The sequence below is a fragment of the Paenibacillus sp. FSL P2-0121 genome (assembly GCF_037975345.1).
Taxonomy (GTDB): Bacteria; Bacillota; Bacilli; order Paenibacillales; family Paenibacillaceae; genus Paenibacillus_AQ; species Paenibacillus_AQ odorifer.
This window is the reverse complement of sequence record NZ_CP150245.1, coordinates 2,129,513-2,143,017: the sequence shown is the minus strand read 5'-3', so window position 1 is coordinate 2,143,017 and position 13,505 is coordinate 2,129,513. Positions and strand designations below refer to the sequence as shown.

The following is a 13,505-nucleotide window of genomic DNA, read 5'->3' as shown; positions in this document are numbered from 1 at the left end:
AATTTACCCTTTTACCTGTAATACGAAACAAGGAGAAGCCTTCCATAACACCTTTATTTGTTCTAGCATTAGCAAAGACACACCCGATTATGCTTAAATGTGAATACTTGCACACAAACAAAAAGGGCCTAAGCCCCGTTTGTTTGGAATTGTTAAATTTTCCGGTCAGACCATAAGAAGTAACGCTTCCGCACCCGTCATACCTGGTACGATGCCAAGACTCTCTGCTTCTATCGTTACAGACTCCAACGGGGCAGCTAAAAGCTGGGCAAGCGTCCGTACACCCACCGCACGAGCTGCGATGATATGCCGATCACTAAGTGTTTCATTGAGGAGACCGACATCCAGTGCACCGCACATAATATAACCTCGGTTCGTGCTGATGGAGAGCAGTGTAGTTTTGGGAAGCTTAACCTCTACCCCGATCAGCGTATGTTCACCTACTGTAATAGGCTCCATAGTAACCAATAGCAGCACCTCCTTTTTTTCACTATCCACGTTGTATATGTATGCTAATTTTCCTGTGGGTGTGCTGACGGTAGTCCTATGCCTAGTATAAAATGCAGTATAATAGTCCCTATTCCAGTAGTCCTGGGTATATGAATATTGCATGTTTAATGTTATAGTTAATTACATTCCTGTAACCATTCAGAGATGTTCTAAACGAAAAGCTGGGGGATTTATGGACGAGAAACTACAACGCACAGACGGCAATTATTTATTTAACGTCGACATCCTGATTAATGCCCGTACCAACCCGCTTGCACTGCAATTTCTGCTCGAAATGTTGAACAATAATGACCATATCACAGATTTCAACATTAACTCCGGTCTTGAATTAGGGAGAACCATTGACAGCTTGCTACGCTCCGCTAAACTAGCTTTGAATCAAAACTCTGCTCCTCCCATTTCATTAAAGCTGCCTCCAAAATCTACGAAGAAGCAGCTGGATACACCGATAAAAAAACAGGCAGAAACGCCTGCACAGCAAACGGCCATTGAGACGCCAGCTGATGCATACGGGAAGATTCGTCAGTATATTCAGAATAATCAATTGGTACGTTTACGAGCGAACCGGTACGGGAAACAAGTGTCCATGCCCTGTCGTATTTTAAACTTTGATGAAGCAGCCAACTCTATAAGTGTCTACCATGTGGATGAGAAGCAGGTGTACAGCTTTAATCTAAATGAAATCGACGAGTTTCTGTAAGCGCATGCGTTACAAGCCAATAAGCACCCTCCCTCTTTGGGGAACAGGTGCTTATTGGTCTTTCTTTTTTTTAACAACTAAGACGACTTTTTACGTGAAAATCCCTCTATCGCAAGGCATAACCAGCCAATTATAAAGCATACCCCACCGATAGGTGTAATCGCTCCTAGCACCTTAATTCCGGAGATACTCAGAACATACAAACTGCCAGAGAACAAAATGGTACCTGCAATTAACAATCGGCCCGCCCAACGTAATCGGGCACTTTCGCCCCATTGGCCCACAGCCAGTGCGATGAGAATTACCCCCAGCGCATGTACCAAGTGATACTGCACACCAGTCTCATATACCTTCATATAGTCTTCACTGATCACTGGTTTTAGTAGATGGGCACCGAAAGCACCAATTCCTACTGCCAGCATTGCTAGCACAGCCCCCCAGGCCATAAATTTCCGTTGCAAATGATTACACCCCCTTAATTTTAGACTCATTCTATCATAACGTAATGCCAGTTCCTATTTCCAGCAGTCATTTTTTATTTTGCCTCATTCAGGGGTTGCTTTTTTAGCATCAATATGAAAAAGTGGATATTAACAACATTTTCATTCTAATCTCTCAAGGAGTGCAAACCATGGACTTAAATTCTCTGTCAAAATCAGACGTACCTGCGGCAGAGGTGGGAAATCCCAACCCTCATCCGGATTACCCAAGCGCTGATTTATCATCTACGCATCAAAAAGTAGAACATGATCTTCAACATTCTGGACCTGGTATTGCTTCGTTCATTATCTGTCTCGTGTCGATCATCGGATATGCAGCCATCTTTATCTCTATTATAATGAAGTCTTCTTCATTGGTTAATGAGAATTCCGAACTATTAAGCCAGTCCTCGCAATTCATAATGCTTCTAGGATTAACGGTTATTATTCTGGCTGCTCTTAATGTAATCGGTGTAGTCATCGGCATCATTGGGCTTTCCATTCGGAAACGCCGCAAGGTGTTTGGCATTATTGGCACAATAGTCAATGGTGTTATTATCTTACTCTTTATGCTGCTTATTACAACCTTCCTAGTCAATGCTGGAACGCTTTAAGCTTCTTTTAAACATGCTAACTTCATTAAAAAGGGTATCCCAACAACTTTGAGCGGGTTGTGAGGATACCTTTATTTATGTATGAATCCAAAATCTGCATTGGGGAGTCCTCATCTTCATCCGCGGCTCACGGACTCAGATGACGTTATTTACGGATTTTCGCCCTTTGGAGCATAGTTTCGGACCCCAGTGACGCTATTGCATCGAAAAAGGATCATATTGAGCGATTTTTATGGCAATAGCTGCTATGGGGTCCGATAGCGAATCAAATGTGAATAAAAGCTGCGTTTAAGAGCTGCTGGGTCCGATAATACTGATTCCGATGATGATAATTCCGATAATGCTGGATCCTATCCCTCATCCGCGGCTTGCGGACTCAGATGACGTTATTTACGTTTTTTTCGCCTTTGGAGCACAGTTTCGGACCCCAGTGACGCTATTGCATCGAAAAAGGATCCTATTGGGCGGTTTTTATGGCAATAGCTGCTATGGGGTCCGATAGCGAATCAAATGTGGGGAAAAGCTGCGTTTTAGGGCTGCTGGGTCCGATAATAATGATTGCGATGATACTAATTCCGATGATGATAATTCCGATAATGCTGGATTCTATCCCTCATCCGCGGCTCACGGACTCAGATGACGTTATTTACGGATTTTCGCCCTTTGGAGCACAGTTTCGGACCCCAGTGACGCTATTGCATCGAAAAAGGATCCTATTGGGCGTTTTTTATGGCAATAGCTGCGATGGGGTCCGATAGCGAACCAAATGTGGGGAAAAGCTGCGTTTTAGGGCTGCTGGGTCCGATAATGCTGAGTCCAATATAGGGGTTACTAGATCCGTTAGTGGGGCTACTAGATCCATAGTGGTGCTGCTAGATCCAATAGTGGGGCTGCTAGATCCATAGTGGGGCTACTAGATCCGTTAGTGGGGCTGCTAGATCCATAGTGGTGCTGCTAGATCCATAGTGGTGCTGCTAGATCCGTTAGTGTGCTGCTAGATCCAATAGTGGGGCTGCTAGATCCATAGTGGTGCTGCTAGATCCATAATGATGCAGCTAGGTATGCGGACTGTGATCGATCAAACAAAGTTTAGTGTTTTGAGCAAGAACTATGCTTAAAAAATACGAGGGTGTCCCAGCAACCACTATATGATTGCTGAGACACCCTCTATTTACAAATCAATACCTTCAATTATTTTGCTAGAGCCAGCTTTGTTAGCACACGTTGCTTGACGGACGGATCGCCCTCCACTGCTTTTTCCACGTATTCAATAACTACGGAATCATCTGAATTCAAAGTATCAAGTATACTCTCCATTCCAGCTGAAATCTCAAAAGCGGTTGGGCCTTCTTTTGTCGCAATCTCAACGGAATGACTATCTATTTGTCCGATATAAACGGCCGTCATTTTTATTGTTTTACCTTCTGCTTTTGGAGTAGAACTAGGTTTAGCTGTGCTCGGATTTTCGGTTGGTGTGGCTGTACTTGGGTTCTCAGTGGGTACGGGAGTGCTTGGAGCTTCAGTAGGCTCAGCAGTGCTTGCGCTCTCGGTTGGTGTTGGAGAAGGTGTTGCAGTCGGTTCTCCTGAAGTCTGTGCCGAATTATTCCCACCGCAAGCGGTTAAGGCAAATGTTAAGGCAGCAATCGCTGCTATGGCGGGTAATGAACGTTGTTTTTTCATGTTGAGTGCCTCCTCTATGTGGCGATTATTTTCAAAGTCATTTTCATAAGTATACTCTTATAACGTTAACCACTCTATGAAAGTTTCATATGAAGTAATTTTAGATAACTTCCAGCCTCTATTAGGCATCCGTCGGATGCAGGCTACAGCGTTATTAATACAATAGTGTGAGCCTGATTTATCCCAAAGGAGTGAGCCCCTTGAAAATCGATATCGGCTGTGGATCTAATAAGGAAGCAGGTTATCTCGGGATCGATCGGATCGCGGGTCCTGTTGTAGATATTGTCTGTGATATTTGCCAAGAGATTCCTCTCCCTGACAATAGTGCTGAATTTGTTATGGCTAGCCGTGTCCTGCCTTATGTGGACAATTTATTCGCAGCCATGGCGGAAATTCACAGAATTAGCATCCATAAAGCAGTTGTTTGCATTCTAGCACCCTATGCCCACAGCTTTGCCCATATGTCCAATCCTTCCTTTAAGCAGAAGTTTGACGAATATACCCCCCGGCATTTTACGGGATCCTTCTTCCAACCCCCATCCGGTCCAGTATGCCCAGCTATTCCAGACTACCCTGTACCCGCACCACCCTTCGATTATCGGTTGCTGCGGATGGAGTTATTCTATCAACACCCTTATGAAGATCCGCTTTACGAAACTGAAGAACTAGAAATACTAAAGACCCTTCAAGCAAATGTAGTGCATGAAATCATGTACCATTTTGTCGTAGTCAAGCACAATATCACTGATCAGGAGCTGGAGCTGATGAGCAGAAGTCATTATCCTGAACCTCATGTTCTTGTCGAACGAAGACTTAAATCACAAAACAGACATTTTTTTCTATAATTTTAAGATGGGACATACACTAATACCCATTTTGTATCATAGGCTAACATACAGGTATTAACTGTGCCGTCCTAACTATAGGACGGTTCACTTTTGGCCAAAATCAACCTCGAAGGAGGTGAGAATCATTCCACTAGTCGTACGGGCAACGATCAATGCGACCGGTGCTATCACATTTACCGGCAACACGCTTGGACTTAGCCGCTCCGATACGATCGGAGTGCCAGGGACATTAGACAGCATCGGTGGCTTTACTACTGTTAATACTTCATCGACATTTGGTTCCTATCCTAGCGGAACTACTAGTCTTTATACAAGCAACAGTTCAGCAGCCATACTAGTCCTACCATCTGGCAGCACAGTGCTGTATGCAGAACTGATATGGGGCGGTACCTATATTAACGGAACCGTTAACCTCAGTTCGGCCATTAACAACCCTGTCTCCTTCATAACTCCTGCTGGCACTACATTCAGCGTTACTCCCGATTCAGCAACGAGCAACGTAGTCGATTTGGGAGGTGGTGCATCAGCATATGTTCGTTCCGCCAACGTGACCAGCATTATCCAACAAGGCGGCGCCGGCACCTACACCACTGGCGGTGTAGTGGGTACGATTGTTATCCCTAGTGATTCCACGGCCAACCATGCTGGCTGGACATTAGGCGTAATCTACCAAAATACAGCCTTACCTTTTCGCAATATGTCCCTACGGGCAGGTGCAATACTTGTACAGGCAAACTCAGCCCCAGTTTCAACTACGATCACAGGCTTCGCAACACCAATTACAGGTGCGCTTGGCGGCAGAGCGTTATTCAGCGCACAGGAGGGGGATGCCAACCGTTCGGGGGATCAAGCGTTATTTGGTCCAACCTCAGCTACACTTGTTGCTTTATCGGGACCTAATAACTTTGCCAACAACTTTTTTGCGTCACAGATTAACAATGATGCAGGTAATCTAAACACAACAGGTACCTTTGGAAACCGCAATCAAATAAACGGAAACCCAGGGACCAACATTATCGGTGGCCGTCAAGGCTGGGACATTACCAATGTTGACGTCTCCGCACGGCTGATAAACAATCAATCTTCAGCCGTATTACAATTAACCACCTCAGGCGATGCTTATGTACTCAACGGTAATGCCATACAGGTTGATATCAATGCTCCTAAAATAAACCTCACTAAAAGCGCTAATGTAGCCGGCCCCATAGTCGGTGATACGGTAACTTATACGGTGACTGTCAGTAATACAGGAACAGCGGGAGCAGCAAGTGTCGTTTTATCAGATGCGCTGCCGGCAGGATCCACTTTTGTAACTGGAAGCGTAGTCGTTGCTGGCGTCGTAAGGCCTACTTTTGATATTACAGCAGGAATCCCATTAGGCTCATTAGCTTTAAGCAGTTCAATAACGGTTACATATCAAGCCAAAGTCACTTCATTGCCGCCAAGTCCACAAAATATCGCAAATACTGCCAACGCTGCCTTTACGTTTCAAAGTGTAGCCGGAGGCCCTATCATGACGGGGGTCATTCCATCTAATACAGTAACCTTACCTGTATATTCACCCGTCCTTAACATTGTGAAATCAGCCAATACCACCAATGCTACGGTTGGAGATCAAATTACCTATACTCTTCAAATCACGAACACAGGAAATATCGGCGCGGTAACAACACTTACGGATAATATTCCTTCAGGCAGCTCTTATGTCGCAGGCAGCTTCACCGTCAATGGAAATCCTGTCGCTGGTAACCCTGCCACAGGGATTGCTATCGGTACGGTTGCCGCCGGTGGCAGTTCTACTGTTCAATTTCGGGTCATCGTGAATAGTCTTCCCTCACCGCCGCAGTTGGTTGACCAAGCAAGCGCCGCTTATACGTTTCAAGTTCCAGATGGGCGAACGGTAGCTGGTTCGGCCTCGTCCAACACTTTGTCTATTCCCGTTACAACACCCAATGTTACCGTAGTCAAAAGCGCTGGATTCACCGACGTAACTGTCGGAGATATACTGCTCTACACCTCAGTAATCAGTAACAACGGAATTGCAGCAGTTACCAACGTTTCACTCTCAGATACCATACCTGCGGGTACATCGCTGGTTCCCGGAAGTGTCACCGTCGCCGGTGTATCACAACCCTCAGCTAATCCTGGAACAGGGATTGCTGTCGGTACCATCGCTCCCGGAAGCTCCGTCGCCGTCACTTTTCAAGTCAACGTTATCTCATTACCAAATCCCGCTCAGCTATTGAATAAATCTAGTGCCTCTTTTAGCTCGGGTGCTTTTACTGGCATTTCAGTCTCAAACACGACTACAACTCCCGTGTATCAGCCTGTAATCCAAATTGCAAAAAGCTCGAACGTATCCAGTGCAACTGTAGGGAGCAATATTCTTTATACGTTAAATGTTCAGAATTCTGGAAATATCGGGGCGGCTGTAACCCTGAGCGACAATATTCCTTCAGGAAGCGCCTTTGTCTCGGGAAGTGTAACTGTTAACGGTGTTGCTAGACCTGCTGACTCTCCACTTACAGGAATTAACTTAGGCACTTTAGCTTCAGGGGCAGCTGTTCCTGTGACCTTTCTTGTCTCTGTACAATCTCTGCCTGCTCCACCTGTTCTGAATAATCAAGGCAGTAGCAATTACACCTACCAACTGCCAAGTGGAAGATCATTCTCCGGGACCAGTCTATCCAATACCCTAACCATTCCGGTCTCCGCTCCAAACATTACACTAACCAAAACTGCAAATCTAACTAATGTAGCGGTTGGAGAAAATCTTACTTATTCAGTCATAGTGTCCAACCCAAGCAGCGTCACTGTCACTAATGTTGTTGTCTCTGACCCTATTCCTACGGGGGGAGCTTTTGTAGCAGGCAGTGTGACTGTCAACGGTTCGACGGTTGCAGCGGCTAACCCAAGTACAGGGATAGCAATCGGAAGTATCGCCGCGGGCAGCTCTGTCACGGTGTCTTTTAGAGTGAATGTTGCTTCCTTGCCAAGTCCAGCACAGTTTACAAACAGAGCCAGTGCCTCCTTCACCTCTGGGGCGTTCACCGGTTCTTCGCTCTCAAACACGATAGTAACACCTGTATTTCAGCCCATCCTTAATATGGTCAAAAGCGCCAATGCAGCACAGGCATCTGTAGGGGGATCTCTCTCATACTCCATCCTGATCAGCAACACCGGGAATATTGCAGCTACTCTATTAGTAACTGATATCCTGCCACCCCAAGCCGTGTTTGACACGAATAGTGTCATTATTGGAGGAACACCTTTGCCCGGATATAATCCGGCAACTGGCATTCCAGTTGGACCGCTCGCTCCTGGTGATAGTGTCACCGTAAGTTTTCTGGTCACAATCACAGCCCTACCTCCATCACAAGTATTGCTAAACTCTGCTTCAGCGACATATAGCTTTACTCTTCCAGACGGGCGTCAGCTCGGAGGAAATGTAGTGTCCAATACGCTCTCTGTCCCAGTATCTGCCCCTAACGTCAGTGTTGTAAAAAGCGTAAACGCTGCTACTGCTGTTACTGGTGATATCCTTACCTTTACCTCTGTATTGACCAACAATAGTATTGCAACAGTAAGCAATATCATTCTCAGTGATCCTCTGCCTGAGAATGTCGCTTTTATTCCCGGAACCGTAATTGTAAGTGGCACTCCCCTGCCGCTAGCAGTTCCGTTCGCCGGCATTCCAATCGGTAGTTTGAGCCCTGGCGCCACAGCTACCGTAACATTCGAGGTGAGGATAACGATGCCGATACCATCACAGATTAACAATCAGTCATCTGTCAGTTTTACATCCGGTGTATTCTCCGGTTCTTCTTCATCTAATATCACAACTACACCAGTTATTCAGCCCCAAATCTCCTTAGTAAAAAGTGCCGCTGATGGAGACGGCGATTTCGATGCTTTAGTCGTCGGTGATTCTGTCATCTACACAGTGATTGTTAGCAACACAGGTAATCTGGCTGCAAATCTTACGCTAACTGATAACATTCCAGCAGGTACAGTTTTTGTTCCTAATAGTGTCATTGTAGGTGGTATGCCTCAACCCGGCTCAGCCCCAGATACAGGGATAGCTGTAGGAAATGTGGCTCCTGGTGCCAGTATTGCAGTCAGCTTTACCGTTGATATCATCTCCCTGCCAACACCGCAGCAGATTAGTAATCAGGCTTCTGCAAGCTTTACCTTTACTCCGCCTGACGGTAGACCGTTATCTGGGACTGCTGTGTCTAACACTGTCACACTGCAAGTCTCTGCTCCTAACATTGTCGCTACCAAGAGCACTACTTCAACATCAGTTGCTGTTGGTGAAACAGTCACATACACCGTCAATATAACTAATAATGGTATAGAATCTGTTACTAGCGTCTTGCTCAATGATCCTACACCGGTAGGAAGTACTTTTGTAACAGGCAGCGTGTCTGTCAACGGAGTCCCATTCCCGAATTCGAACCCCGCTTCGGGGATATCTATCGGCACTCTAGCAGCTGGTGCATCAGCGCTGGTTACTTACAGTGTTACTGTTACCTCCGTCCCTCCTACAGCTTCACTCATCAATCAGGCATCCGTTACCTTCACTTCAGGCGTTATTTCAAGCTCCACTTTTTCTAATACCGTTACAGTCCCTGTGTTCCAGCCGAACATTGCCGTAGTCAAGAGTGCTAGTACAGCCAATGCCACGGTTGGCGATTCCGTTAGCTACACACTGACAGTGAGTAACACAGGAAACTATGCTGCTAATTTAATACTGACGGATAATATTCCCGCAGGTACGACTTTCGTTCCGAATAGTGTGCTCATCAACGGCCTCCCTTTAGCGCAAGCGGATCCTTCCACCGGAATTGCAGCTGGATTAATACAGCCTGGAGGAACGACCGTAGTCATTTTCACGGTTGACATCACTTCATTGCCTAGTCCTCAGCAACTGGTCAATCAAGGAACCGCAGCATATAGCTTCACCTTACCCGACGGACGTACACTTAATGGGTCTGCACTCTCTAACACCGTCACTATTCCGGTCTCCTCACCTAATATTGCTGTAGTTAAAACTACAACCACAACATCAACTACAGTCGGTGACACGATCACTTATTCCATAGCTTTAACTAATAACGGGATTGCCACTGTAAATAATGTGGTCTTCACAGACGCCCTTCCTGCCGGTACCACCTTTGTGACAGGCAGCGTGCTTGTGGACGGTGTGCCTCGTACAGGAGTCAGCCCAGCTACTGGAGTAACCCTAGGCAGCATAGCACCTGGTGTAACCGTAACTGTTGCTTTTACCGTAAATGTAGTTTCACTGCCGCCTACCGGATTGTTAAATAATCAGTCAACAGTCAGCTTCACCTCAGGTGTTGTCTCAAATGTAGCCTTCTCAAATATCGTCACGACGCCTGTCTATCTGCCTATTCTTGCAGCAGCAAAAAGCTCTAATTCAGTCAATGCTACCGTTGGGGATACGATTACTTATACTATAAATGTGACCAACACAGGTAACTACGGAGCTTTAGCAACCCTGAGTGATACCATTCCAGCGGGTACAACGTTTATTCCAAATAGTGTACTCATTCAAGGCGCTCCTGCTCCAGGAGCAGACCCAGCTGCCGGGATCCCACTGGGGGTAATCTCCGCGAATGGAAGCCTATCTGTAATGTTCTCAGTGCTTATCACAACATTGCCGGCAAGCCAACAGCTGCTCAATCAAGCTTCCGTCGCGTTTGCATACACACTTCCAGATGGACGGACATTTAACAATTCGATCAATTCCAATACAACAACAATCTCAGTATCCTCACCGAACGTTATCGTCACTAAATCTTCGACAGCTACCGATGCCGTTGTTGGGGATACCATCACTTATAACTTCACTGTTACCAACAGCGGAATAGCAAATATCAGTAACGTTAACCTCAGTGATCCAATACCTGCAGGCTCTAGCTTTGTCGCTGGCAGTGTGACCGTAGATGGCACTCCACGCCCTAGCGCCAACCCAGCGAACGGGATCTCGCTCGGTACACTTGCACCGGGAGCATCTTTTCAAGTCTCGTTCAACACGATTGTCAATGTGCTGCCTAATCCTGCAACACTTAGTAATCAAGCTTCCGTCAGTTTCACCTCCGGCGCATTCTCAGGATCTTCATTCTCAAATACACTTGTTATTCCGGTATATCAACCTATCATTGTAGTTGTCAAAGGGGCGGACAGAACCGCCGCAACTGTCGGAGATACGATTACTTACTCCTTAAATGTGACGAATACTGGTAACCTCATAGCAAATGTAGTTATTACCGATACCATTCCGAACGGAGCTGTCTTTGTTCCAAACAGCGTGCTCGTGAATGGGGTACCACAACCAGGATCAGATCCGGCTACTGGCTTAAGTATTGGGTCGGTAGCTCCGGGAAGTACAGTAACAGTAACCATTACGTTGCAGGTTACTATTGCTTCCCTCCCTTCGCCACAACAGTTAGTCAATCAAGCTACAGCAAATTTCACATTCACACCACCAGATGGACGTTCACTCACGGGATCCTCTGTCTCAAACGTCCTAATTATCCCTGTATCTTCACCAGACGTAAGTGTGGTTAAGAGCACTACTTCTATTGATGCGGTTGTGGGCGATATCATCACCTATACGATTGTTGTCACCAACTTAGGGATTTCACCAGTTAATAATGTCATCATGGTTGACCCTATTCCAGCTGGCAGCCAGTTCGTAACGGGAAGCATTACCGTAGATGGAGCCCCACGTCCTAGTGGCAGTCCGGCTTCGGGAATCGCAATTGGTACAATTGCTGCAGGTGCTTCTTCAACCATTACCTTCCAGGTTCAGGTAGTAGCGTTATGATTCCCGGCTCACGTACCCAACCTGTCGTAACCAATCAGTCCATGGTACTCTTCAACTCGGCAGCGGGTGTTGACGGAATTGTCTATTCCAATACCGTTAACACCCCGGTCGTGGGCCCCGTGCTTTCATTGCTGAAGAGTACAGATAAACTCCACGCCTCTTTAGGCGACACTTTGGTGTATACCTTTAAAGCCAGTAATAATGGAAATACAGATGCTTTTTTGACGGTGTTTGACATTCTTCCAGAAGGTGTATCCTTTATTTCCAACAGTGTGCTCAGAGACGGTGTGCCTCTTCCGGGGGCTACACCGTCTTCAGGCATCCCCCTTGGTTCTATTGCACCGCAGAGTCAAGTGAGCATCGCCTTTCAAGTCGTCATCATTTCCCTGCCGTCTTCCCTAGTGCTGCAAAATAAAGCGCTGGGCCGTTTTTCTTTTTCCACACCGGAGGGAAGAATCGTTAAAGGAGATCTATTTTCAAATTCCGTACAGGTTTCTTTACGCTCCTACCAGCTCTCGACCTCTTTGTCTGCAAGTACTCCGACTTCTTTTATAGGGGATGTAGTCACTTACACCTTGCGGCTTACAAATGAAGGCAACAGCCTTTTAACTCAAATCAACGCAATAATTTCTATTCCGGACGGGGCGGTGTTTATACCGGGGAGTGTCATTGCAGGTGGGATTTATTACCCAGAATCGGACCCGGCGCAGGGGATATTACTCGGTTCGCTGGACACAGACCTAAGCGTTGATATTACTTTTCGTGTCCGAGTAACAGAGTTTTCTCCCTCTTTGGCCTTAACCAACAGCGCGGTTGTCACCTATACAGTCGATGAGCATACAATTACGACCGAAAGTAACACTGCGGTCGTCTCACTTGTCCAAGCGGGGGTCACCATTAGCAAAAAAGTAGATCATGTTACAGCAGCTCCGGGCGATAATTTGAGATATGAGCTTACGGTAACGAACAACGGGAATCTGGCTGTAAATGCAGTCCTAACAGATGCCATACCTTCAGGTACTCTTTTCGTATGGGATAGTGTTCTCTTAAATGGTGTGTTGCAGAAAGGCGCACGACCAGCGGAAGGCATTCAGTTAGGTACTTTAAGAGGCGGAACTACAGCAGTTGTAGTTTTTCAAGTGAGTATACCTGCAGCCATTAACATTCATGAAATCGCAGCCGTACAAAACCATGGTAGTGTTCAGTATACCTTTGTGCTTCCAGACGGACGGACCGTACGACAAACCTCTCGTTCCAATACAGTTACCACCCTAGTAGTCACACCTGTCATTTCACTCGTAGTCCATGCAAAACCAACTATCGTAGAAGCAGGAGAGCGAGTTCAATGCTGGATCTCACTAACCAATAGCGGAAATTGGCCTGCGGAAATATCTCTGAATCGGCTAACCCCGGAAAAATGTTTTCTTGATCCCAACAGCATTGTGATTGATGGAGTTCCGAATCCACAATCTTCATTTGCCGGCACCTTGCCGCTGGGGGTAGTTAATGCTGCATCTATGGTTAACATTCATTATTTTGTCCAGGTGAGTGAACAGGTAATGGGTCGTTTCCTTAAGGGCTCCGTAAATGCTCAATACTCTTTCAATATGGATGGACGTAACTACTCTGGCGAAAGCCAATCTAACAGCTATGTGCTAACCGTAGATGAGATCAGTGAATAAGAAATCACATATCCCTCATCCCCATGAATATACTTTAGTTACAACCCCAAAACATCCCCACAAAGTGAAGCTTTGCTTTCTATGCGTACTCAGGTACTTTGCGGGGGATCCAAATATATACTTTGCAAAAAATTCCCTC

The 13,505-nt window shown here is 46.1% G+C and carries 8 protein-coding genes; 5 read left to right on the top strand and 3 right to left on the bottom strand.

Annotation, left to right across the window (positions count from 1 at the left end; all coding sequences use genetic code 11):
• Nucleotides 1–165 precede the first annotated feature (165 nt).
• Nucleotides 166–468: a DUF1805 domain-containing protein gene (locus MKY54_RS09270; RefSeq protein ID WP_036684352.1), complete on the bottom strand. Its 303-nt coding sequence runs from the start codon at nt 466–468 to the stop codon at nt 166–168.
• Between the two features lie 214 nt (nt 469–682).
• Here MKY54_RS09270 and MKY54_RS09265 point away from each other — a divergent pair, with 214 nt between their 5' ends.
• Complete coding sequence (locus tag MKY54_RS09265; RefSeq protein ID WP_036684355.1) at nt 683–1,210, top strand: hypothetical protein; 528 nt, start codon at nt 683–685, stop codon at nt 1,208–1,210.
• A 77-nt stretch (nt 1,211–1,287) separates the two neighbouring features.
• Here the strand turns inward: MKY54_RS09265 and MKY54_RS09260 are convergent, their stop codons facing one another.
• Complete coding sequence (locus MKY54_RS09260; protein ID WP_076305977.1) at nt 1,288–1,671, bottom strand: DUF423 domain-containing protein; 384 nt, start codon at nt 1,669–1,671, stop codon at nt 1,288–1,290.
• 170 nt (nt 1,672–1,841) lie between these two features.
• Between MKY54_RS09260 and MKY54_RS09255 the strand changes: the two genes are divergently transcribed.
• Nucleotides 1,842–2,303: a hypothetical protein gene (locus MKY54_RS09255; protein ID WP_076124771.1), complete on the top strand. Its 462-nt coding sequence runs from the start codon at nt 1,842–1,844 to the stop codon at nt 2,301–2,303.
• Between the two features lie 1,191 nt (nt 2,304–3,494).
• Here the strand turns inward: MKY54_RS09255 and MKY54_RS09250 are convergent.
• Entirely contained in the window at nt 3,495–3,983 is a 489-nt protein-coding gene (locus MKY54_RS09250) for a hypothetical protein (protein WP_036684361.1), read from the bottom strand.
• 200 nt (nt 3,984–4,183) lie between these two features.
• On the opposite strand from MKY54_RS09250, the gene MKY54_RS09245 reads away from it, so the two are divergent.
• From MKY54_RS09245 to MKY54_RS09235, 3 genes are all read left to right on the top strand, one after another.
• Nucleotides 4,184–4,828 (top strand): methyltransferase domain-containing protein, encoded by a 645-nt coding sequence (locus MKY54_RS09245; protein ID WP_076126477.1) that lies wholly within the window; start codon nt 4,184–4,186, stop codon nt 4,826–4,828.
• Nucleotides 4,829–4,946: 118 nt separating this feature from the next.
• Nucleotides 4,947–11,684 (top strand): hypothetical protein, encoded by a 6,738-nt coding sequence (locus MKY54_RS09240; RefSeq protein WP_339190270.1) that lies wholly within the window; start codon nt 4,947–4,949, stop codon nt 11,682–11,684.
• Nucleotides 11,681–13,366 (top strand): hypothetical protein, encoded by a 1,686-nt coding sequence (locus MKY54_RS09235; protein WP_339172642.1) that lies wholly within the window; start codon nt 11,681–11,683, stop codon nt 13,364–13,366. The genes MKY54_RS09240 and MKY54_RS09235 overlap by 4 nt, the downstream gene beginning before the upstream one ends.
• Nucleotides 13,367–13,505 lie beyond the last annotated feature (139 nt).